The organism is Kaistia terrae, from assembly GCF_026344005.1.
In the GTDB taxonomy this organism is placed as follows: domain Bacteria; phylum Pseudomonadota; class Alphaproteobacteria; order Rhizobiales; family Kaistiaceae; genus Kaistia; species Kaistia terrae.
In genome coordinates, this window is sequence record NZ_JAPKNH010000002.1 from 882,165 (window position 1) to 902,465 (window position 20,301).

At 62.9% G+C, this 20,301-nt stretch carries 24 protein-coding genes; 12 read left to right on the forward strand and 12 right to left on the reverse strand.

What is annotated here, in order from left to right; genetic code table 11:
- Positions 1–5: 5 nt before the first annotated feature.
- Positions 6–254 carry a zinc-finger domain-containing protein gene (locus OSH12_RS09280; protein WP_266343230.1) on the reverse strand — a complete coding sequence of 83 codons (249 nt, stop codon included), beginning with the start codon at positions 252–254 and terminating at the stop codon, positions 6–8.
- Between the two features lie 154 nt (positions 255–408).
- On the opposite strand from OSH12_RS09280, the gene OSH12_RS09285 reads away from it, so the two are divergent.
- The 4 genes from OSH12_RS09285 (at position 409) to OSH12_RS09300 (ending at position 3,328) form a co-directional block, all read left to right on the forward strand.
- Positions 409–1,167 (forward strand): alpha/beta fold hydrolase, encoded by a 759-nt coding sequence (locus OSH12_RS09285; RefSeq protein WP_266343231.1) that lies wholly within the window; start codon positions 409–411, stop codon positions 1,165–1,167.
- A gap of 308 nt (positions 1,168–1,475) precedes the next feature.
- Entirely contained in the window at positions 1,476–2,300 is an 825-nt protein-coding gene (gene cysE, locus OSH12_RS09290; protein WP_266343232.1) for a serine O-acetyltransferase, read from the forward strand.
- A gap of 118 nt (positions 2,301–2,418) precedes the next feature.
- Complete coding sequence (locus OSH12_RS09295; RefSeq protein WP_266343233.1) at positions 2,419–2,637, forward strand: DUF3126 family protein; 219 nt, start codon at positions 2,419–2,421, stop codon at positions 2,635–2,637.
- Between the two features lie 169 nt (positions 2,638–2,806).
- Positions 2,807–3,328, forward strand: a complete 522-nt coding sequence (locus OSH12_RS09300; protein ID WP_266343234.1) for a gamma carbonic anhydrase family protein — start codon at positions 2,807–2,809, stop codon at positions 3,326–3,328.
- Between the two features lie 224 nt (positions 3,329–3,552).
- Here OSH12_RS09300 and OSH12_RS09305 read toward each other — a convergent pair whose 3' ends face one another.
- Together OSH12_RS09305 and OSH12_RS09310 are read right to left on the reverse strand one after the other, a co-directional pair.
- Entirely contained in the window at positions 3,553–4,167 is a 615-nt protein-coding gene (locus OSH12_RS09305) for a transglutaminase-like cysteine peptidase (RefSeq protein ID WP_266343235.1), read from the reverse strand.
- Between the two features lie 416 nt (positions 4,168–4,583).
- Complete coding sequence (locus tag OSH12_RS09310) at positions 4,584–5,240, reverse strand: PAS domain-containing protein (protein ID WP_266343236.1); 657 nt, start codon at positions 5,238–5,240, stop codon at positions 4,584–4,586.
- Positions 5,241–5,702: 462 nt separating this feature from the next.
- On the opposite strand from OSH12_RS09310, the gene OSH12_RS09315 reads away from it, so the two are divergent.
- Positions 5,703–6,443 (forward strand): rhomboid family intramembrane serine protease, encoded by a 741-nt coding sequence (locus tag OSH12_RS09315; protein ID WP_266343237.1) that lies wholly within the window; start codon positions 5,703–5,705, stop codon positions 6,441–6,443.
- Positions 6,444–6,660: 217 nt separating this feature from the next.
- The gene (locus OSH12_RS09320) at positions 6,661–7,089 is read left to right on the forward strand and encodes a CBS domain-containing protein (RefSeq protein ID WP_266343238.1); all 429 of its coding nucleotides are present in this window, start codon (positions 6,661–6,663) and stop codon (positions 7,087–7,089) included.
- On the opposite strand, the gene OSH12_RS09325 is transcribed toward OSH12_RS09320, so the two are convergent.
- From OSH12_RS09325 to folE, 3 genes are all read right to left on the reverse strand, one after another.
- Complete coding sequence (locus OSH12_RS09325) at positions 7,071–8,807, reverse strand: ABC transporter ATP-binding protein (RefSeq protein WP_266343239.1); 1,737 nt, start codon at positions 8,805–8,807, stop codon at positions 7,071–7,073. The genes OSH12_RS09320 and OSH12_RS09325 overlap by 19 nt on opposite strands.
- Before the next feature lie 50 nt (positions 8,808–8,857).
- Complete coding sequence (gene hisI, locus OSH12_RS09330) at positions 8,858–9,340, reverse strand: phosphoribosyl-AMP cyclohydrolase (protein WP_266343240.1); 483 nt, start codon at positions 9,338–9,340, stop codon at positions 8,858–8,860.
- A gap of 74 nt (positions 9,341–9,414) precedes the next feature.
- Positions 9,415–10,029: a GTP cyclohydrolase I FolE gene (gene folE / locus OSH12_RS09335; RefSeq protein WP_266343241.1), complete on the reverse strand. Its 615-nt coding sequence runs from the start codon at positions 10,027–10,029 to the stop codon at positions 9,415–9,417.
- A gap of 129 nt (positions 10,030–10,158) precedes the next feature.
- Between folE and OSH12_RS09340 the strand changes: the two genes are divergently transcribed.
- The 3 genes from OSH12_RS09340 to yidD are packed head-to-tail and all read left to right on the forward strand — an operon-like array spanning position 10,159 to position 11,329.
- Positions 10,159–10,614 carry an iron-sulfur cluster assembly scaffold protein gene (locus OSH12_RS09340; protein WP_266343242.1) on the forward strand — a complete coding sequence of 152 codons (456 nt, stop codon included), beginning with the start codon at positions 10,159–10,161 and terminating at the stop codon, positions 10,612–10,614.
- Between the two features lie 36 nt (positions 10,615–10,650).
- Positions 10,651–10,953, forward strand: coding sequence for a hypothetical protein (locus OSH12_RS09345; protein WP_266343243.1), 303 nt, complete (start codon positions 10,651–10,653; stop codon positions 10,951–10,953).
- A complete protein-coding gene (yidD, locus tag OSH12_RS09350) occupies positions 10,880–11,329 on the forward strand; it encodes a membrane protein insertion efficiency factor YidD (RefSeq protein WP_323180627.1) in 450 nt (149 codons plus the stop codon). Before OSH12_RS09345 ends, yidD begins: the two co-directional genes overlap by 74 nt.
- 13 nt (positions 11,330–11,342) lie before the next feature.
- On the opposite strand, the gene OSH12_RS09355 is transcribed toward yidD, so the two are convergent.
- Entirely contained in the window at positions 11,343–12,233 is an 891-nt protein-coding gene (locus OSH12_RS09355; RefSeq protein WP_266343244.1) for an SDR family oxidoreductase, read from the reverse strand.
- Between the two features lie 126 nt (positions 12,234–12,359).
- Between OSH12_RS09355 and OSH12_RS09360 the strand changes: the two genes are divergently transcribed.
- Positions 12,360–13,349: an AraC family transcriptional regulator gene (locus OSH12_RS09360; protein ID WP_266343245.1), complete on the forward strand. Its 990-nt coding sequence runs from the start codon at positions 12,360–12,362 to the stop codon at positions 13,347–13,349.
- A 26-nt stretch (positions 13,350–13,375) separates the two neighbouring features.
- On the opposite strand, the gene OSH12_RS09365 is transcribed toward OSH12_RS09360, so the two are convergent.
- A complete protein-coding gene (locus tag OSH12_RS09365) occupies positions 13,376–14,269 on the reverse strand; it encodes a LysR family transcriptional regulator (protein ID WP_266343246.1) in 894 nt (297 codons plus the stop codon).
- Between the two features lie 102 nt (positions 14,270–14,371).
- Here OSH12_RS09365 and blaOXA point away from each other — a divergent pair, with 102 nt between their 5' ends.
- Together blaOXA and thrS are read left to right on the forward strand one after the other, a co-directional pair.
- Positions 14,372–15,205 carry a class D beta-lactamase gene (blaOXA, locus tag OSH12_RS09370; protein WP_266343247.1) on the forward strand — a complete coding sequence of 278 codons (834 nt, stop codon included), beginning with the start codon at positions 14,372–14,374 and terminating at the stop codon, positions 15,203–15,205.
- Positions 15,206–15,512: 307 nt separating this feature from the next.
- Entirely contained in the window at positions 15,513–17,483 is a 1,971-nt protein-coding gene (gene thrS / locus OSH12_RS09375; RefSeq protein WP_266343248.1) for a threonine--tRNA ligase, read from the forward strand.
- 97 nt (positions 17,484–17,580) lie between these two features.
- On the opposite strand, the gene OSH12_RS09380 is transcribed toward thrS, so the two are convergent.
- The 4 genes from OSH12_RS09380 to OSH12_RS09395 all read right to left on the reverse strand — a co-directional run bounded on the left by OSH12_RS09380 (position 17,581) and on the right by OSH12_RS09395 (position 20,070).
- Positions 17,581–18,015: a hypothetical protein gene (locus OSH12_RS09380; protein WP_266343249.1), complete on the reverse strand. Its 435-nt coding sequence runs from the start codon at positions 18,013–18,015 to the stop codon at positions 17,581–17,583.
- Between the two features lie 165 nt (positions 18,016–18,180).
- Complete coding sequence (locus OSH12_RS09385; protein WP_266343250.1) at positions 18,181–18,741, reverse strand: hypothetical protein; 561 nt, start codon at positions 18,739–18,741, stop codon at positions 18,181–18,183.
- Between the two features lie 109 nt (positions 18,742–18,850).
- A complete protein-coding gene (locus OSH12_RS09390) occupies positions 18,851–19,189 on the reverse strand; it encodes a hypothetical protein (RefSeq protein ID WP_266343251.1) in 339 nt (112 codons plus the stop codon).
- Positions 19,190–19,230: 41 nt separating this feature from the next.
- Positions 19,231–20,070, reverse strand: a complete 840-nt coding sequence (locus tag OSH12_RS09395; RefSeq protein WP_266343252.1) for a hypothetical protein — start codon at positions 20,068–20,070, stop codon at positions 19,231–19,233.
- Positions 20,071–20,301 lie beyond the last annotated feature (231 nt).

A 20,301-nucleotide genomic window follows, 5' to 3' on the forward strand; every position in this document is an offset into this window, starting at 1 on the left:
TCCGGTCAGGCCGCGACGGCTTCTACGAACAGATGACCAGGCGGCAGGGTTTCCGGGCCGTGCAGACGGGCATTGAACCGGTAGAGGGTCGAGCAATAAGCGCAGACCTTCTCGTTGTCGTCGCCCATGTCGATGTAGATGTGCGGATGATCGAAGGGCGGCTTGGCGCCGACGCACATGAATTCCTTGACGCCGATCTCGATCGTTACGACACCGGAATCATTATGGAAATGCGGGATCACATGTGCGGCCATGGCGCGAGTCCGTCGGTTCGAAGCAACTATTTCCCGGACCATAGCGTTGTGATGGCGCTATGAACAGACCGGGCAGGGCTCCTGCGCGGCGACACCTTGGCGCGGGCGTCGCGATCCTGCATAACAGCGCCGCATCCTTCCTCGGAATTCCCCCATGCAAAGCTTCCTTTCGAACGGCCATTCCATCGCTTTTCTGGACGAGGGTGAGGGACCGCCGATCCTTCTTATCCACGGTTTCGGATCGAGCGCGAAGGTCAACTGGGTCAATCCCGGCTGGGTCGACACGCTGGTCAAGGCAGGGCATCGGGTCATCGCCCTCGATAATCGCGGCCATGGCCAAAGCGACAAGCCGCACGACGTCGCCGCTTACCGGGTCGCCGCCCTCGCGGAGGATGCGCGCAACCTCTTGCGGCATCTCGGCATCACCCGCGCCGACGTCATGGGCTATTCGATGGGCGCGCGGATTTCCACCTTCCTGGCGCTGGCGCATCCCGAGATGGTCAAGTCCCTCATTCTCGGCGGGTTGGGCTATGGCATCGTCACCGGAATCGGACCGTGGGAGCCCGTGGTCGCGGCGCTCGAAACGGACGATCCCGATGGCATTACCGATCCGACCGGGCAGATGTTCCGCAAGTTTGCCGACCAGACCAAAAGCGATCGCGTCGCGCTTGCCGCCTGCATGAAGGCGACGCGCCAGCCGATCTCTGCCGACGACCTGGCGACGATCCGTCTGCCCGTCCTGATCGCCGTCGGCGAACGCGACGAACTGGCCGGCTCGGCTGCCGATCTGGCGGCGATCATTCCAGGTGCCGAGGTGCTGGATATCCCGAAGCGCGACCATATGCTCGCCGTCGGCGACAAGGTCTACAAGGCCGGCGTTCTGGCCTTCCTGGAAAAGCGCGGCCTGCATTGAGCATGCCGTAAAAGGCGCGCTCGGTCAGGTGGTTAGCGGGGGCAGTGGAGAGATTGATTCATGTGCCGGACGGGGCGCCTGGACAATTTGGCGCGCTCGATCCGTTGTGTTTTGCTGTGCCGCTGTTTTGATTTTCATTGCTTTTTCGCGGCCGGCCGATATGTGTCACACCCCGTCCGAGGCGCACATCGCCGGATCGGGTCGCGAGCAAAATTAACTCGCTTCTGTTCGTTTTGCGGCATCAGGTCCCCATGTTAGGGTGCGGCTTGGAAATGGCTGCAACGGTGGATGGCAGCAAGGAGACGTCAATGTCGGCCGTCAATTCCCGCATCGTTGGCGAGGGTCTCGCCAGCTTCGATCCGCTGTGGTCTTCCATGCGGGTTCAGGCCGAAGAAATCATGCGCGCCGAGCCGGCTCTCGCCAGCTTCATCTATGCGACGGTCCTGAACCATGACCGTCTGGAAGATGCGGTGGCGCATCGCATTGGCGAGCGGCTGCATCATCGCGATTTGTCGGCCGAGTTCATCCGCCAGGCCTTTGCCGAGGCATTCGATTCCGAACCGGCTATCTCGAATGCCGTGCGCGTCGACATCCAGGCGGTCTTTGACCGCGACCCCGCCTGCACCCGCGCCATCGAGCCGGTTCTCTATTTCAAGGGATTTCACGCGATCGAAACCCACCGCCTGGCCAATTGGCTTTGGCGGCAAGGCCGGCGCGATTTCGCCTATTACCTGCAGAGCCGGTCGTCCTCCGTGTTCCAGGTCGACATCAATCCGGCCGTGCCGATGGGCAAGGGCATCTTCCTTGACCACGCCACCGGCCTCGTCGTCGGCGAAACCGCCGAGATCGAGGACGATGTCTCGATCCTCCAGGGCGTGACGCTGGGCGGCACGGGCAAGGAAACCGGCAACCGCCATCCGAAGGTCCGGCATGGCGTGCTGCTCGGAGCCGGTGCGAAGATCCTCGGCAATATCGAGATCGGCCATTGCTCGCGGGTGGCGGCCGGTTCGGTCGTGCTCCATTCCGTTCCGCCGAACACGACGGTCGCCGGCGTGCCGGCCAAGGTGGTCGGCAAGGCGCCCTGCGCCGAGCCGTCGCGAATGATGGACCAGATCCTGCCGGATCAGGCATAATCGATTTTCGTTTCGTGGGTTGTGGCGGCGCTGCTCGGGGCAGCGGCTGCGACGCTCCGCGGTGCCTTTTGGCGCGGCGGCGATGCCCGGTTGTTTCCCCGAACCTCAGGAGATCAAATTGGATCGAAAAGAGATCCAGAAGCTCGAGGGCTTCTTTCATCGCCGCTTCAACATGAAGGGCATCACCATCCGTCCGCGTCCCCGCAAGGACGATACCGCCGAGGTCTATTTCGGCGATGAGTTCGTCGGCGTCCTGTTCCGGGACGACGAAGAGGGTGAACTCTCCTACAACTTCACGATGGCGATCCTCGATATCGACCTCGAAGAAGAAGCTTGAAACGGCACGCCTGAGGCGAGCCGTCGATTGACGAATGCGGTTCCATGATTGGCGCTGGCTTGCGAGCAGGCGCCGGTCGTGGACACCACCGAAGCGGCGGCCATCGTGTCCACGCCCGCTTGACCGGCGCGGGCGCACGGTTCGTCCGAACAACCGGGATTGAACCGCCATGCCCCTGCACGCGCTCGATGGCCTTTGGCCCGAAGTCCCCGCCGCGGATCGCTACTGGGTTGCGCCCGATGCGCGCGTGATCGGCAAGGTCACGCTCGGCGACGAGGTCAGCATCTGGTTCGGCGCCGTTCTTCGCGGCGATAATGAACGCATCACCATCGGCGCGCGCAGCAATATCCAGGAACATTGCGTCCTCCACACCGACATGGGCTTTCCGCTCACGATCGGCGAGGGCTGCACGATTGGCCACCGCGCCATTCTCCACGGCTGCACCATCGGTTCGAACAGCCTGATCGGCATGGGCGCGACTGTGATGAACGGGGCGAAGATCGGCGCAAACTGCGTCATCGGCGCCGGTGCGCTCGTCCCGGAGGGCAAGCAGATCCCGGACGGGTCGCTCGTCGTCGGAATGCCGGCCAAAGTCATTCGTGCATTGGACGAGACGACATTCGCCAGACTGCGCGAAGGCGCGGCGCACTATGTCGCCAACTGGCGGCGTTTCGCGGCGAGCTTCGAGTAGGGGCTGCTTCAGCCGGCGCCGATTCCCTGATCTGGGGGAATTTCCAGGTTGGTCGCGGGCGTGTCCGTCACTGTCCGCAAGACTTGGGTTGTTCTGGCACCCTCCGCGATCCCAAGCTCTTTATCGGCAAGGCCAGCAGTCCTGCCCAAAACAAAGCCCCGGCGGGTGGCGCCGGGGCTTGATATCCTTTGTCCTTCAGGACGCGCGAGCCGTTCGGGCCGCCCTCAGCGCTTGATGCTGCCGACGAGGGTCGGACGGTCGTCTTCGATGGCAACCCAGCGGCCACTGTTCTGGTCGGACTGGCGCTTGACGAACTGGTATTCGGTATCGCCCCAGAGCTTGACCTTCGGCTCGAGATTGTCGAGCACGAGGTCGCCGCGATCGGAGCGAACGGTCAGCACTGCATGGCCTTCGCCATTGGTCTGGCGAACGACGGTGATGAGCAGCACGCCGGCCGACCATCCCTTTTCGATCAATTCACGACGCTTCAGAAGAACGAAGTCTTCGCAATCGCCCTTACCGTCTTCCGGGTAGGTCCAGTATTCCTGACGACCATAGAGTTCTTCGTCGGTTACTGGCTCGATCGCGGTGTTGACGTTGTCGTTGACGGCGATCAGCTCGTTCCAGAGCGTGACGGTCAGATGGGCCGGGGAGGTGTCGCGCGTCATCTCCTTGCATTCGCCCGGCATCCGCGAGCAGAGCTCGAAATGGCCGACAGGCTGGCTGGTCTTGCCCGTCACCCGCATGAAAGCGGCGTGTTCCTGTGCGGAAGCCCCGGCGATCAGGCCGAAGAACAATGCAAGCCCGGCAATGCAACTCGATACGCGTACAAACGACATAGATCCCGTCCTCTTGTCTGAGGAAGACTATGTCATATAGGCTTTTACTGCTCTCTAAGCCAAGCACGATGATTCTAATCGACTTCTCTTCAAATTTTGCGAGAAGTTTAAGCTTTGGTTTAATGAACGATTAACCAATTCTGCTCGCGGGATTGTCTCTGCCCTGTAGACAATGGCGGATGGGTCGGGCAGGCGTTTTCGCGGAATCGCTGGATTCCTGGCCTCCTTGTGATGCGGCCGACACATCATGGTAAGGAAATTGTGAATATCGGTCGGAGGGGCCGGCAAATCCGGCTTTTTGGAGCCGTCCCGGGGGATCGCGCGCGAGCAATCTGACAGGAGGATCGCGAAGGCGGCCTGCCGGAGCCTCGTGAACGGGGGCGCGCGCTCTGTGAGACGCGGCCCGACTGGGCAGTTCAGTCGCGGCCGCCGTCGAGGACGACCAGGTGGTGATGGCGGCGTCCGGACGGTTGAACCGGGGTGGTCGGGCCCGCCGGCTCCGGCGTGCGAAGCACAGCGGGGAGGGGGCGGGCCGCGATCGACGTCGCAGTCGACAGGCTCGCCTCTGGCTCAAGCCATCGCAGGCTCAGGACCTGCTGGCGGACGATCGGCTGCATGCCCAGCCAATAGGGCCGCTCCAGCGGCGAGAACAGGCCGAGGATGCGGTCATTGCGCCGTCCGTCCTGGCTGATCGGCAAAAGCAGCATCTCGACGGACACCGTGTTGCCGCGCTCCGTTTGCCCAGCGATCTCGACGATGGCCACGGAAGCATTTCGGGCAATCGTGCGGAGGGTTGTCGCGAGGGGCTCGCGGTCTGTTCCCTGCCAGATCGACAGGAAGTCGTCGCCCGTCAGTTCGCGGCCGAAATTGGCGCAGAGACCCGTACCGGCCAGGCGAAAGGGGAATGCCGTCGTGTGGGACGCATCGAGAAGAAAAATATCACCGAGCAGCTTTGCGAAATGGACGGGCTCGATCGCGCTGCGGAGCGGCGCGGGCCTGCCAGCGCGCTGGCCTTGCCAATACGCATAGAGCTGTTGCGACGACGCGTGCCTTGTTGGGAATTCGTCACTCATAGGCGCAACCTTGCATCCGAAGCCCCGTTCCACCGTCATTTCGGACGGCTGGCGGGGCGTGCGAGGAAGGCGCTGCGGCCGTCCCTGCCTGCGCTCATAGCAGATGGCGCGGGTCGCCGGGGCAACTCCCGCCGGACAGGGTTACGCACAAGTTGATCTCATTTCGTGATTGATCTTAAATTTGAAGCATGAAAAGTTACGTCGCGTTACGGGGCGTCTTTGCTGGGGGGCTAGACGGGGCGTGACGAAGGCCGTCCGCGCGTGCCCGTCTGAGAAGCGCGCCGGACGGCCAATTTGCTTTTCCCTAGAGCTTTTCGCCATTTGACGAATACGCCGAAGAGCGGAAATCCTTCGCTGTGTCGCGTCTTCTTCGTGCGAGCCTCACTACACTTCGCTTGAAAACGCCCTGGCCTCGCTCCCGCTGCGCTTGCGCGGAAATCGTGGGCCGACTATGCCGGATGAATGAGCCCCAGAAGCGAACGCGCCGAGCGCGAACCCGTATTCAACCTCCCCGCCGTCATCATTGCCTCGTTGGCCGTGCTGGCGATCGTCCACGTTGTTCGCGTCTATGTTCTGGACGAGGAACAGGCGAGTTGGTTGATCGCGACCTTTGCCTTCTTCCCCATCCGGCTGACAGGCCCGTCCATCCCGGGCTTCTATTGGCCGGGCGGTCTGGCGGGAGATGTCTGGACCTTCTTCAGCTACGCGTTCCTGCATGCGGACTGGATGCACTACGGCGTCAACGGTCTCTGGCTTGCCGCCTTTGGCACGCCGCTCGCACGTCGTTTCGGCACCTGGCGTTTCCTTGCCTTCTCTCTGGGCGGCGCGGCAGCGGGCGCGGCGGCGCATCTTCTGCTTTATCCGTCCGGACAGGCGCCGCTGATCGGCGCTTCGGCGGCGATCTCGGCCCAGATGGCCGCCTCGGCTCGGTTCGCCTTTTCAGCCGGCGGTCGGCTTGGCGGCGGTATTCCGCGCAGTGACGCGGATTTCCGCCCGGCTCTGTCGTTCCTGGAGATGGCGCGCGACCGGCGCATCGTCGCGTTTCTCGGCGTGTGGTTCGTCTTCAACCTGGTGTTCGGTCTGCTGTTCACCCCACCCGGCGTGACAAACAGCACGGTGGCCTGGGAAGCCCATCTCGGCGGCTTCATCTTCGGCGTGCTGCTGTTTCCGTGGTTCGATCCGATCGGGCGCGCTCGCCGTTAAGTCCGGGCCGGAACCGCCATCGCGGTCCCCGCAGGCGCACCTTGCAATCGCCTCGTCACAGTCTCATCATCAGGGGACGGACATGACGACCAGCGCGCCAAGCCTGGCGTCCTGCACGGTAGATGATCGTAAGGTGATGGAGCCTCCGATCATGATTGGGGTTCGGACCGGTCCACCTCAGAGAGCGGCCGGCCCTGCTTGAACAGGGAGCCGCCCAATGACCGTCGCAGCCATATTGTCGAACAAGGGGCGGGACGTCATCACCGTCTCTCCCGACCTCAGCATTGCAGAAGTCGTGCGAATCCTGGCCGAGCGCCGGATCGGCGCGATCGTTGTCACCGATGGCGCCAACCATATTCTCGGTATCGTTTCGGAACGCGATGTGGTGCGGGCGCTGGCCCGCGGCGCCGACGCGCTGAACGGGCCTGTGTCGTCGATCATGACGGCCAAAGTCGTCACCTGCACGGATCGGAACACGATCAACGAGGTGATGACGCGCATGACCGAGGGCCGGTTCCGCCACCTTCCGGTCGTCGAGGATGACCAGCTCGCCGGCATTGTCTCGATCGGCGACGTGGTCAAGGCGCGCATCGAGCAGGTCGAGCGCGAAGCCGATGAAATGCGCGCCTATATAGCCACGGCCTGAGACAAGCCGCCGAACTGCGCCTCGTGCAGCCTTGCATAATCGCCTCGACGCGCAAGCAATTCGGCATGGGTGCCTTGCTCGACGATGCCGCTTGTGCCGACGACAACGATGCGGTCGGCATTGCGGATCGTCGCCAGTCGGTGCGCTACGACCAGGGTCGTGCGGCCCTCCGACAAGGCCGCCAGCGATTGCTGGATGGCGAACTCGGTCGCGGTGTCTAGCGCTGATGTCGCTTCGTCGAGGATGAGGATCGGCGGGTTCTTCAGGAAGATGCGCGCGATCGCCAGGCGCTGCTTCTGGCCGCCGGAAAGCTTAACGCCACGCTCGCCAGTCAGCGTGTCGAGCCCATCCGGCAGCGACAGCACGAATTCATCCAGCGCCGAACGCCGCAGCGCCTCGATGATTTCCTCGTCGGTGGCGTCGAGCCGACCATAGGCGATGTTGTCGCGAATGGTGCCGCCGAACAGGAACACGTCCTGCGCCACGATGCCGATCTGATTGCGCAACGATGCCTGCGTCATGTCGCGAATGTCGATGCCGTCAATGGCGATGCTCCCGCCATCAACCTCGTAGAAGCGCGGCAGCAGCGAGCAGATCGTCGTCTTGCCGGCGCCCGAGGGACCGACGAAGGCGATCGTCTCGCCAGCTCGGATCGTCAGGTTCAACCCCTGCAGAACCTTGCCATGCTCGTTGTAGCCGAAGTCGACGTCGCGATAGACAATGTCGCCCTTTAGGTGATCCACGGTGATGGCGCCGGGCCGATCGGCAATGTCGGGTGCGGTATCGATCAGCGAGATGAAGCGCTTGAAGCCGGCGATGCCCTTCGGATAGCTCTCCAGTACCGAGGTGATCTTGTCGATCGGCCGGAAGAACACGTTGACCAGCAGCAGGAAGCCGACAAAGCCGCCATTGCTGAGCTCGCCACGAATGACGAAATAGGTGCCGGCAACCATCACCACGAGTTGCACGAAACGCGTGCTGAAATAGGACATCGCCAAGCTGGCGGTCATATAGGCGTAGGCGCTGAGCTTGGTTGTCCGGTAGCTCTCGTTGTTTTCGGCGAAGAGGGCCCGCTCGTGGTCCTCATTGGCAAAAGCCTTGACCACGCGGATGCCGCCGACGCTCTCGCCGACGCGGGTGTTGAAATCGCCGACCTGGCGGAACAACCGGCGCCAGTTCTCCGTCATCTTGGCGCCGTAGCGGCTGACCAGCCAGGTCATGACCGGGATGATCGCCGTGGTGATCAACGCCAGCTTCCAATGTACGGTGAACATCAGGACGAACGCGCCGACGAACGTCATGATGGCGATGAAGACGTCTTCCGGCCCGTGATGCGCGACTTCGCCGACCTCCTCGAGGTCCTTGGTCACGTGGGTGATCAAATGGCCGGTCTTGTTGTTGTCGAAATAGCGGAAGCTGAGCTTCTGGATATGGTCGAACGCCTCGCGGCGCATGTCCGTCTCTATGCCGATGCCGAGCGCGTGGCCCCAGTAGTTGACGACCGCCATCAGGCCGGTGTTCAGCACATAGACCACGAGCAGCAGCGCCGCGACGCCGGCGATCAGGCCCCAGTTCTGGCCGGGCAGCAATTGATCGACGAACAGCTTCACCGCCAGCGGAAAGCCCAGCTCAAGCAAGCCGGCCAGTACCGCGCAGCCGAAGTCGAGGAAGAACAGGCGCTTATAGGGGACGTAATAGGCGAAGAAGCGGCGCAGCATGGACGGTCTCGATCGGTTGCCGGAGGCTTTGTTTCGGGCCTTTTGCGGCGTCAGCTATCGCCGTAGACGGCCTTCGGGTCGAACAGCGGTTCGTCGCCGGTGAAGGCAAGCTTCAGCTCGGGCGAGACGGGCTGGCCGACAGGCACGCTGCGGTAGAAGCAACCCTTGCGGCCGGTATGGCAATTGGCGCCGGTGCCGGCGGTGCTGACGCGAATCCAGATCGCATCCTGGTCGCAGTCGACCCGCATTTCCTTCACCGTCTGGGCATGGCCGCTCGTCGCGCCCTTGTGCCAGAGTTCTTTTCGCGAGCGGCTCCAGTACCAGCCTTCGCCGGTCTCGATCGTCTTGGCCAGCGCCTCTTCATTCATCCAGGCGAGCATGACGACGTCGCCGGTTTCAAAATCCGTCACGACGGCGGCCACCAGCCCATCGGCGCCGAAACGGGGCATCAAGGCGGTGCCTTCCTCGACTTCGGCATGCGAGCCGGGGGCAGCGAAGCGGGGCGAGATCGGGTCGACGGTCGTCGTGGTCATGGTGTACTCCGGCGTTTGCATTCGCCATGGCGCCGGCACTGCGGCGAAGGGACTGGAACTGCAGGTGAAACGGTCTAGCGATGCTGTACCAGCGAAAGGAAACGGGCCCGTTCGGCCGGGTCCTTGTGGAAAATGCCGGTGAAGCTCGTCGTGATCGTCGAGACGCCAGACTTATGGGCGCCGCGCATCGAGACGCAATGATGCTCCGCCTCGACCATCACGGCGACGCCTCGCGGCAGCAGCCCCTGGTCGACGGCCTCGGCGATCTGGTTGGTCAGTCGCTCCTGCATCTGCAGGCGGCGGGCGAAGATGTCGACGACACGCGCCAGCTTCGACAGGCCGACCACGCCACCCTTCGGATAATAGGCGATATGCGCCTTGCCGATGAAGGGCACCATGTGGTGCTCGCAATGCGAAAAGAAGGGGATATCCCGCACCAGCACGATGTCATCATAGCCGCCGGCCTCATCGAACACACGGTCCAGCGTTTCGGCGGCGTCTTCGTGATAGCCTTTGTAGAACTCGCCAAATGCCTTGGTGACGCGCTTCGGCGTATCGAGCAGGCCTTCGCGCGACGGGTCGTCGCCGGCCCAGGCGATCAGCGTGCGGACAGCGGCCTCGGCTTCTTCGCGGGTCGGACGATGGCTCGTGTGCGGAACGGGCTTGGCCGGCGGGCTTTTGGCGTCCATGAGGGTACTCCGACTGGGGCCGGATGTCGGACAGGAGGGTCTCGACTGGGCCGATAGGTGCGACGGGTCGCAGTCCTACTATCTGGTCCCTCGGTTGGCGAGTTTCTATATTGGCGTCAGGAGGTCGCAATGATCGACGACATGTATAATGCGCGGATCCTGGAATTCGCCGCCAATATCCCTCGGCTTGGCCGGCTCGAACAGCCGGATGCTAGCGCGACGGCGCATTCCAAGCTCTGCGGTTCGACTGTCACCGTACATCTCAAGATGGATGGCGATGTCGTCAGCGACTTCAGCCATGAGGTGCGCGCCTGCGCCCTGGGCCAAGCGTCGTCCTCGATTCTCGCCCGCAACATCGTCGGCACGGATACGGCGACGCTTCGCGCGCTTCGCGATACCATGGTGCGGATGCTGAAGGAAAATGGCGCGCCGCCGGACGGTCGCTTTGGCGATCTCCGCTTCCTGGAGCCGGTGCGCGACTACAAGGCCCGGCATGCCTCGACCCTTCTGACCTTCGATGCGGTGGTCGACGCGATCGAGCAAATCGAGGCTAGGCGAGTGCCCGTGGAGCTGGAATCCGGCTGATCGACGGGCGGACATCTCGGCGAATGGGAGAGGCGCATGACCATGATCTTCACTCCTCGGCGGTGTAAACTGTCCGTTACCCTTCTGTTAGCCATAACGGTGGCTGGAACTGGCGTGGCGCTGGCGCTCTCCAACGATGCCCAGGCGATCGTCGACCGGGTCAAGGCGACGACGCCGAATCTGCATCCGGTCTGCTCCGATCGCGGCAAGCTGACCGAGGTGGTCACGGCGGCGACGATCGCACTGGCCGGGGCGAAGAAGATCAATGGCGACCACACGGTTGCGCGGGCCGCGGGCCAGGAGGCCGGACGCTATCTGTACTTCCACTGCCCATCCTGATGGCTGCGCGCATGGGCCGCCCCCGGAGGGAACGACCACGCGGCTCGGGTCGCATCTTTCTCCTGCGCGCTGGCCGGGCCTCATCGGCATCGGGCTGATCCGCGTCTACAAACTCACGCTGTCGCCTTTCATCGGCCAGAACTGCCGCTACCTGCCGACCTGCTCCAGCTATGGCGAGGAGTGCATACGCCGCTATGGGCTGTGGGCCGGCGGCTGGATGACGCTCGCCCGCTTCCAGCGCTGCGGCCCCTTCGGCGCATCCGGATACGACCCGGTGCCGGAAACGCTGCCGGGCGAGGGCAGGTGGTTTCTGCCCTGGCGCTACGGCCAGTGGACGGGCAAGCACATCGACCCGAAGACGCGGCTGGATCTCTAGCGGCCGCCGGGGCTCAGCCTCCGAAATAGCTTGGCCGATCGAGATCGGCGATCAGGCCGGCGCCAGTCGGCTGCCAGCCGAGCGTCTGCCGGGTCCACTCGCTCGATGACGGATTGTCCATCGCCGCGAAATGCGCGAACCAGCCGAAATGTGTGGCGGCTTCCTCGGCCGAAACGCTGACGACCGGCAGGTTCAATCGCTTTCCGATGACGCCGGCGATATCTCTAAAGGGAATGCCGCCTTCGGCCGAGCCGTGATAGCGGGAATCGGCCGCGCCTTTCTCCAGCGCCAGCCGGAAAAGTTCGGCCGCGTCGAACCGGTGCACCGCCGGCCATTGGTTCAACCCTTCGCCGATATAGGCCGAGACGCCCTTTTCCCGCGCCATGCCGATCAGCATCGGCACGAAGCCGTGGTCGCCTTCGCCATGGACCGAGGGCGGCAAGCGGATGACGGAGACTCGCGCGCCGTTGGCCGCTGCTTTCGCCGCCTCTTCGGAGGCGACGCGGGGATTGGCGGAGCCGGGGCCGGGTACGCCGTCTTCGGTCGCCAGGGGCTGGCCGGCCAGCAACCCGGTGCCGGAGGTGACGACCAGCGGGCGGTTAGAGCCGGCGAGGGCGGCCCCGAGCGTCTCGATGACGGCGCGATCAATCTCGCAGTTCGCCTTGAAGTTCGTGAAGTCGTGGATGAAGCCGGTGTGGATCACGCCGTCTGACTGCTCGGCTCCCTTCCGCAGGCTGTCGAGATCGGTGAGATCGCCACGATGCGGCGTGGCACCGGCAGCGACAAGCGCGCTGGCCGAGGCGTCGGAGCGGGCGAGGCCCAGGACTTGATGGCCGGCATCGAGAAGGTTTCGGACAACGGCGGAGCCGACGAAGCCCGAGGCTCCGGTGACGAAAACGCGCATGACGGTGGATCCTTGCTAGGGTTCGATTTGGCCGATCGCGGCCTCTGATCCGCAAGCTAGGCGACAGCGCCAATACGATCTATGTTGATAAATCCGTATTTTCTTCGCATTCGTCCGGAGTGCTTGATGGATCCGCTTTCCGATGTGCTGTCGCTGCTGAGGCCGCGCAACTACATGTCGGCCGGCTTCGATGCGGGCGGTGACTGGTCGATCCAGTTTCCCGACCAGGAGCAAAGCATCAAGTGCGGTGCCGTTGTTTCCGGCCGTTGCTGGTTGTCGGTCGAGAGCGTCGCCGAACCGGTGCTGCTTGAAGCCGGCGACAGCTTTCTGCTGCCGAGCGGCCGGCCATTTCGCCTCGCCAGCGATCTGGCGCTGGCGTCGGTTGGCGCGGCCTCGGTGTTTGCGAGCGTGCGGGAGGGCGGTGTCGTCACGCATAATGGCGGCGGCGATTGTCTTCTCGTCAGCAGCCGCTTCGCGCTCGCCGGCAACTATGCCGGCATGCTGCTCGGCGTGCTGCCGCCCATCGTCCATCTCCGTAAGGAGGCCGATCAGGCGGTGCTGCGCTGGCCGGTGGAGCGGATGATGCAGGAATTGCGTGAACCGCAACCCGGCGGTTTTCTGGTCGTTCAGCACCTCGCCCATATGGTGCTGGTGCAGGCCTTGCGGATGCATATGGCGGAGGGGCCAAGCGGCGGCGTCGGCTGGTTGTTTGCGCTCGGTGACCGCCAGATGGGCGCGGCGATCACCGCCATGCATGGCGATCCGGCGCATCGCTGGACTCTGCAGGCGCTGGCGGAACTGGCCGGCATGTCGCGCTCGACCTTCGCGCTCCGGTTCAAGGAGACGGTCGGCAAGTCGCCGATGGAATATCTGACGCGCTGGCGGATGCTGCTGGCCGGCGACCGGCTGGCGAATTCACGGGATTCGATTTCCGTGATCGCGCTGGCGTTCGGCTATGAATCCGAAAGCGCCTTCAGCACCGCTTTCAAGCGCGTCATGGGCTGTTCGCCAAGGCAGTATGGCCGCGCCGGCTATTTGGCGTCTCTCTCGTCCGATGTGATCGACGAAGGCAGGCCGGACCAACTCGAACCGGTGGCCGACGGACTGGCGGCATAGGTCTGCTGGAGCCGTTCGAAAGCGTTCTAGTCGGTCTCCTCGGCCGCCGCATAGGGTAGCGAAGCAGCCAGGATCCAGGCCTGGAACGATCGCATCGCCGGCGTGGGCGTCGAGGATTTCAGCCAGGTCAGCCAATAGCAGCCATGGGTGACGAAGGTCTGGAACGGCTGCTGGATGGCGCCGGCGGCCAACTGGTGCTGGAACATCAGCGGCGGCGCAAGCGCCACCCCGGCGCCAAGGATGGCTGCCTCGACCATCGTGCGTGAGGAGTCGAACACCGGGCCCTTCACCGTCGGCGCGGCGACACCGGCGGCGGCGAACCAGCTTGGCCATTCATCCGCCCGGTAGGATCGCAGCAGGGTTTCGCCATGCAGATCCTGTGGCTCCGAGAGCCGATCGGCGATTTCGGGGATGCAGAGCACGGAGAGAGGGGCGGCGAACAGCCGTTCGGCTTCGGTGCTGTGCCAGGCGCCGTCGCCAAAGCGGATGGCGAAGTCGAGTCCCTCGGCGGCGATGTCGACGCGGTTGTTGTTGGTCGAGAGGCGGAGGTCGACGAAAGGGTGGGCCAGCTTGAATTCGGGCAGCCGTTCGATCAGCCAGCCGACCGCGAAGGTGCCGACGACGCCGATATCAAGTACCTCGCGGAGATGGCCGCCCTCGAATTGTTCCAGCACACCGGCGATGCGATCGAATGAATCGCGTAGCGTCGGCAGCAAGGCTTGGCCCTCGTCGGTCAGCGCCAGTCCGCGCGGCAGGCGACGGAACAGAGTCGAGCCCAGCCGCTCTTCCAGCGACTTGACCTGATGGCTGACGGCAGCCTGCGTCACCGCCAGTTCAATCGCGGCGCGGGTAAAGCTCAGGTGCCGGGCAGAGGCCTCGAAGGCCTTCAGCGCGTTAAGCGGCAGATGTGGGCGAACCATTGGACCCCCTAGATTTTCTTATGGCTTGCCAGAAATATCATCGTTTGTCCGGTCTTGGCGAGTGACCTACCAAGGGGCACTCAACCAACGGAGATGGCTCGAATGATCGATAGACGGCAGTTTTCCAGGGGCCTTATGATGACGGCCGGCACGGCGCTGTTCGGCGGGCCCGGCTTCGCGACGGCTGCGCTGGCATCAGAGAAATTCGTATCCACCGTGTTGGTCGACGCCGCGACCGGCGGGACGATCCATCGCGCCGGCCCGGCCGAACGCCGCTTCTCGCCGTGCTCGACCTTCAAGTTTCCGCTCGCGGTGATGGGTTTCGATTCCGGCGTGCTGATCGATCCGCATCACCCGCTCTGGGATTACCGGGCGGAATTCCAGACAACGATGGAACAGCAGAAGAAGGCGACCGATCCGACGATCTGGCTCCGGGATTCGATCGTCTGGTATTCCCAGGAACTGACCCGCAAGCTGGGCGAGGCGCGGTTTCGCGGCTATGTCGCCCGCTTCGGCTACGGCAATGAGGACGTCTCGGGCAATCCCGGCAAGAAGGATGGACTGACCCAGTCCTGGTTGATGTCGTCCCTGACCATCTCGCCGGACGAGCAGGTCGCGTTCATCAGGCGTTTCCTCGACCGCAAGCTGGCCGTTTCGGATCATGCCTACGACGCGACTCTGGCAAGCCTGGCGCAATATCGAGCCGATGGCGGCTGGAACCTGTACGGCAAGACCGGCAGCGGCTTTCTGCGCACGGCCAAGGGCGCGTACGATCGCGCCAAGCCGATCGGCTGGTTTGTCGGCTGGGGCGAGAAGGACGGTCGCAAGGTCGTCTTCGCCCGCTTCAATCTTGGCAATGAGCGCTCCAAGACCTATGGCGGCATGATCGCCCGCGACGCGATGCTGAAGGACTTTGCCGGTCTGGCGGGAAGCTGATCGAAGCAGAAATCCAGCTCGGCGGAAATCGGCGAGAGCAAGATCCATCTCGGTGGAAACTGACTTCTCACCTCTCCCTGAGGGAGAGGTGAGGTGTTGGCGTTTCAAAGCAGATGAATCTTGCTCCAGGCTCTCGATTTTCGCCGGTCCGGTTCGCTTTTGGGCTCAGCGGCTTGAATGGCGGGCTGCCATCGTATAGCCGTCTCGAACCGGCATTGTCGGCCGGTGGGGCGCGGTCCGGATCTCGCCTCTCTTTTAGCCCAACCGCTTACCCGCGCTCGTCTGCGGGAGTGAGCAGGAGACAGATATGATCAATCTGACATTTCCCGATGGTTCCGTTCGCCAATTTGAAGCCGGTGTAACCGGCCGGGCGATCGCCGAAGGCATTTCCAAGTCGCTCGCCAAGAAGTCGGTCGCCATGACCCTCGACGGCGTGCTGAGCGACCTCTCCGACCCGATCCACCAGGATGCCAAGCTTGAGATCGTGACGCGCGATGACCCGCGCGCGCTCGAGCTGATCCGCCATGATGCGGCGCATGTGATGGCCGAGGCGGTGCAGGAGCTGTTCCCCGGCACCCAGTGCACCATCGGCCCGGTGATCGAGAACGGCTTCTTCTACGATTTCGCCCGTAACGAGCCCTTCACGACCGAAGACCTGCCGAAGATCGAGCAGAAGATGCGCGAGATCATTTCGCGCAACGCTCACTTCACCAAGCAGGTCTGGTCGCGCGATCACGCCAAGAAGGTCTTTTCCGACAAGGGCGAGGCCTACAAGGTTGAGCTGATCGACGCGATCCCGGCAGGCCAAGATCTCAAGATCTACAACCAGGGCGACTGGTTCGATCTCTGCCGCGGTCCGCATATGGCCTCGACGGGCCAGATCGGTTCCGCCTTCAAGCTGATGAAGGTGGCCGGCGCCTATTGGCGCGGCGACAGCAACAATCCGATGCTGACGCGCATCTATGGCACCGCCTGGCATGACCAAGTGCAGCTCGACGCCTATCTCCACATGCTGGAAGAGGCCGAGAAGCGCGACCACCGCAAGCTCGGCCGCGAGATGGATCTGTTCCATTTCCAGGAAGAGGGACCGGGCGTCGTCTTCTGGCACGCCAAGGGCTGGACGATGTTCCAGGAGTTGATCTCCTACATGCGCCGCCGGCTGCGTCCGCTTGGTTACCAGGAGGTTAACGCCCCGCAGCTGCTCGACAAATCGCTCTGGGAAACGTCCGGTCACTGGGGCTGGTACAAGGAGAACATGTTTGCGGCGACGTCAGCCGGTGATGACACCGAGGACGAGCGCGTCTTTGCGTTGAAGCCGATGAACTGCCCCGGCCACGTCCAGATCTTCAAGCACGGCCTGAAGTCCTATCGCGACCTGCCGCTGCGCCTCGCCGAATTCGGCGCCGTGCACCGCTACGAGCCGTCTGGCGCGTTGCATGGACTGATGCGGGTTCGCGGCTTCACGCAGGACGACGCCCACATCTTCTGCACCGAAGAGCAGATGGCGGAAGAATGCCTGAAGATCAACGATCTGATCCTCTCGACCTATGCCGATTTCGGCTTTGACGAGATTGTCGTGAAGCTGTCGACGCGGCCGGAAAAGCGCGTCGGCTCGGACGAGAACTGGGATCATGCCGAAGAGGTCATGACTAAGGTTCTGAAGACGATCGAGGAGCAGTCGGGCGGCAAGATCAAGACCGGCATCCTCGAAGGCGAGGGCGCGTTCTACGGTCCGAAGTTCGAATATACGCTGCGTGATGCGATCGGCCGTGAATGGCAGTGCGGCACGACGCAGGTCGACTTCAACCTACCGGAACGCTTCGGCGCGTTCTATGTCGATTCCGACAGCAACAAGAAGACGCCGGTGATGATCCACCGCGCTATCTGCGGCTCGATGGAACGCTTCCTTGGCATCCTGATCGAGAATTTCGCCGGTCACTTCCCGCTCTGGTTCGCGCCGCAGCAGGTCGTGGTCACGACGATCACCTCGGATTCGGATGCCTATGCCGAGGAAGTCTGCGCCAAGCTTCGCAAGGCCGGCCTTCGCGCCGAGGTCGATCTTCGCAACGAGAAGATCAACTACAAGGTCCGCGAGCATTCGGTCGCCAAGATCCCGGTGATCCTGGTCTGCGGCAAGCGCGAGGCGGAAGAGCAGACGGTGAACGTGCGCCGCATCGGTTCGCGCGACCAGGTGTCGATGTCGCTGGACGAGGCGATCGCCTCGCTGGTGGCAGAGGCAACGGCGCCGGATCTGGTGCGCGAGCGCGCCGAGGCCTGATCGGGCTTTACTTCGCTCTCGACATGGTAAAACGGCCGGGGTTTCCCCCGGCCGTTTTTGCTTGCCATGTTCAGTTCAGCAAGCGGGCAAAAGCCTGTTACGGGCCCCACGAGAAGCTGAAGCCGCCCGTTCCGGCACCGCTGCCCTGCGACGAGCCGCCGGACGTTCCGCCACCGCCATGGCCGCCGAAGAGGCCCGAGCCGCCGCCACCGCCATGATAGTCGCTGCCGGCGCTGCCGGACGAACCGCCGAGAGCACCAGCCGCGGCGACCGAACCGTAGCTGTTGGTCGACGAGGCGGTCGAGGTGTTGGAATAGCTGCTGGACGAGCTCGTGCTCGCGCCAGTGCCGCCGCCGCCCCCGCTGGACAAGCCACCGGTGCCGCTGCCGCTGCCGTTCGATGACGTAGAGGAGGTGCCGCCGGCGTTCTGGCTGGCGCTGCTCGAAGCTTGGCCGGCCATAGCCGAAGCGGACGCAATGACAAACAGAGCTGAAGTGGCAACACCGATAAGAATATTACGATACGTGGTCATAATTGAACTCCCTTGGTTATGCTGTGGCTGCATTTCACTGCTTGTTCTTGCTTCTTGTGTAATTTCACAATTAGCAATTGATATTATAGTATGTTTATAAGTAATAAAAAGTAACGTCTGTTGATATTTATGTGATGTGAAAGTGAGCTTATACTCATAAAATCGCTAATTTCTGAATTCGCACCGTTCTTCCCATTGTTTTTGTTGTTTCATCGTCTTTGGTTTATAGTTGGCGCAGTTGAAGCCAGACGAGCCGCCGGTATTGCTGAACAGCCTGGCGAAGAAGCCCCTCGGAGTAGGATTCGGGTCTGGCCCGGGGCCGGGGTTGCCGCCGGGGCCGGTGGTAAAGGCGCCGGCGACTGTGCCGACTTTCGCCGTGTGTGTGGCGGTCGCGGTGCCATCCCAACCTTTGCCAGTCGAGTCGGAGCCGCCATAGGCCAGGCTCTGGGCCGTGCCTGTGCCGGAGGTGGAGGCATTCGCGCCACTCGTCGAGCTGCCATTGGCGCCGGCGCTGGCCCCGCCGCCGCCGCCACTGCCGTTGGAATTGCCGCTGGAAGTATTGGAGGCGCTGGCCGAGCCGCTGGGACCGGACGAGGATGCGCTTGAGTGGCTGCCGCTGCTGCTCGAGGCCGAGCCTGCGGCGATGGATACGTCAGTGAAAGCCACGATCGAAAGCAAGGCTACAGACGTCGCGAGCGATCGCTTGGTGATGGAATAGGAATGCATGATCAAATCTCCCTAATCGCCCCTCTCGAAAAGGGGCCAGCAATGAATTTGAATATTCTGTCCTAGATCTAGTCTATTGGTCTGAGCTGATCGGCCCGGACTGTGCGTCTCAAGGCTGTGGCGTGTCACATCGGTATTGCCACTTCTTGATGCCGCCATTCTCCCGCTTCCATTCGACGACCATGCAGCTTGTGCGGTCGCCCGACCGGGTTGTCGTGACGGTCATGCCGTGATCGCCATTGCTGTCGGACCAGGCGGAGGCACTGCTCTGTTGCGTGGTCCCTGCCGATGCCGAGGCGCTGGCGTTGGTCTGCTGCGCCCAGGACAGCACGTCATCTTGAACGCCGATATTGCTCGCATTGGTGCTGGTGGCGCCGATGAGCAGGAGGCCAGCGGCAAGGCCGATAGTAAGAAGCGAAGTTGAGCGTGAAAGGTGGATGGTACTCATGATTGTATTCCTCAAACTTCTTCTTATTTTGGTACGCGGAACTAGCGGCCTGAGCGGAACGGCTGGCAGTAGAGAGTCTTCCGCTGCTGGCTCCAGACACAATTGGCGCCATTGCTTCCGTTGGCGTTGGCGATCCGAACGCTCTTCAGGCCGACCGTGCCCATGTTGAATTTGGCATTGGCAAAGGAGCTGCTCATGGCGCTGGATGAGCCGAACGGCGTCTTAGCCGTGGCGGATGCGGTTGCCCGCGCCCAGGCTGTCGCACCTTTCTGGGTCGCGTGAGCGTAAGCGGTGGCCGCGCTCTTGGCTGCGGATCGAACGTCGCGGGCGGTGAAAGCGGTGCCCGAGGCGAAGGTGCTCGACATCGCTGTCGCGCTGACGCGGTTGGAGATCGCGATCGAATAGGTACCGGTATCCGTATAGGCCATCGACATCGTGCTGCCGTCGCGCATCTTCTTGTTCACCACGGTGCCGCCGGTCGCCGATGTCTTGTGGTTCTTGCCGCCTACCGCGGTGGCGCTGGTTTCGCTGCCGGCGCTGGTATAGGCCGTCGGCGTTTCGCCTGAAATTGCGACTGCGGTCACGGTCGTGCCGGCTGTTGCCTTGGTGTCGTCCGACGGCGTTGTTGCCGAGGCGCCTGCGGCGCCGGTCGCGGAGGATGAGGCCTGGATGGTGCCGCCTTCATTGGAGACGCTGGCGGTAGCGCTGGTGCCGGCTCCCGCACTGGTGGCGGAGCCACCGTCCGACTGGGAGGATTGCGCACCGCCGCTGCTGGTGGTGGTGGATGAGGCGCCGGAGTCGCTGGGGCTGGATGACGTGGTTCCGGCGGAGCCGCCCGTGCCTGAAGCGTCTTCCGCGTAGGCAACGGGCGGGGAGAGCATCAAAAGGACAGCCGCCAGGGCAATATACCGCGAAGTCTGCCCAACAATATGGGCGGACGAACCTTTTGTCCGGAACATGATTTGAACCCCTAATTGAAAATACAAATATGAATTGGCTTCAATTGAGACGCAGGTCCTGCCAGACCTCACCTCTCGCTGGCATGAAGTTACTGCATCTCAAAGGGGTATTGAAGAGGGGGGCGTTCCCCGCTCTATTCCAGTATCAGCCAA

Bases quoted from the DNA above. Each gene is read 5' to 3' on its own strand.
- OSH12_RS09280 (WP_266343230.1), bottom strand. From the start codon at position 254: ATGGCCGCACATGTGATCCCGCATTTCCATAATGATTCCGGTGTCGTA.
- OSH12_RS09285 (WP_266343231.1), top strand. From the start codon at position 409: ATGCAAAGCTTCCTTTCGAACGGCCATTCCATCGCTTTTCTGGACGAG.
- cysE (WP_266343232.1), top strand. From the start codon at position 1,476: ATGTCGGCCGTCAATTCCCGCATCGTTGGCGAGGGTCTCGCCAGCTTC.
- OSH12_RS09300 (WP_266343234.1), top strand. From the start codon at position 2,807: ATGCCCCTGCACGCGCTCGATGGCCTTTGGCCCGAAGTCCCCGCCGCG.
- OSH12_RS09305 (WP_266343235.1), bottom strand. From the start codon at position 4,167: ATGTCGTTTGTACGCGTATCGAGTTGCATTGCCGGGCTTGCATTGTTC.
- OSH12_RS09310 (WP_266343236.1), bottom strand. From the start codon at position 5,240: ATGAGTGACGAATTCCCAACAAGGCACGCGTCGTCGCAACAGCTCTAT.
- OSH12_RS09315 (WP_266343237.1), top strand. From the start codon at position 5,703: ATGAGCCCCAGAAGCGAACGCGCCGAGCGCGAACCCGTATTCAACCTC.
- OSH12_RS09320 (WP_266343238.1), top strand. From the start codon at position 6,661: ATGACCGTCGCAGCCATATTGTCGAACAAGGGGCGGGACGTCATCACC.
- OSH12_RS09325 (WP_266343239.1), bottom strand. From the start codon at position 8,807: ATGCTGCGCCGCTTCTTCGCCTATTACGTCCCCTATAAGCGCCTGTTC.
- hisI (WP_266343240.1), bottom strand. From the start codon at position 9,340: ATGACCACGACGACCGTCGACCCGATCTCGCCCCGCTTCGCTGCCCCC.
- folE (WP_266343241.1), bottom strand. From the start codon at position 10,029: ATGGACGCCAAAAGCCCGCCGGCCAAGCCCGTTCCGCACACGAGCCAT.
- OSH12_RS09340 (WP_266343242.1), top strand. From the start codon at position 10,159: ATGATCGACGACATGTATAATGCGCGGATCCTGGAATTCGCCGCCAAT.
- OSH12_RS09345 (WP_266343243.1), top strand. From the start codon at position 10,651: ATGACCATGATCTTCACTCCTCGGCGGTGTAAACTGTCCGTTACCCTT.
- yidD (WP_323180627.1), top strand. From the start codon at position 10,880: ATGGCGACCACACGGTTGCGCGGGCCGCGGGCCAGGAGGCCGGACGCT.
- OSH12_RS09355 (WP_266343244.1), bottom strand. From the start codon at position 12,233: ATGCGCGTTTTCGTCACCGGAGCCTCGGGCTTCGTCGGCTCCGCCGTT.
- OSH12_RS09360 (WP_266343245.1), top strand. From the start codon at position 12,360: ATGGATCCGCTTTCCGATGTGCTGTCGCTGCTGAGGCCGCGCAACTAC.
- OSH12_RS09365 (WP_266343246.1), bottom strand. From the start codon at position 14,269: ATGGTTCGCCCACATCTGCCGCTTAACGCGCTGAAGGCCTTCGAGGCC.
- blaOXA (WP_266343247.1), top strand. From the start codon at position 14,372: ATGATCGATAGACGGCAGTTTTCCAGGGGCCTTATGATGACGGCCGGC.
- thrS (WP_266343248.1), top strand. From the start codon at position 15,513: ATGATCAATCTGACATTTCCCGATGGTTCCGTTCGCCAATTTGAAGCC.
- OSH12_RS09380 (WP_266343249.1), bottom strand. From the start codon at position 18,015: ATGACCACGTATCGTAATATTCTTATCGGTGTTGCCACTTCAGCTCTG.
- OSH12_RS09385 (WP_266343250.1), bottom strand. From the start codon at position 18,741: ATGCATTCCTATTCCATCACCAAGCGATCGCTCGCGACGTCTGTAGCC.
- OSH12_RS09390 (WP_266343251.1), bottom strand. From the start codon at position 19,189: ATGAGTACCATCCACCTTTCACGCTCAACTTCGCTTCTTACTATCGGC.
- OSH12_RS09395 (WP_266343252.1), bottom strand. From the start codon at position 20,070: ATGCTCTCCCCGCCCGTTGCCTACGCGGAAGACGCTTCAGGCACGGGC.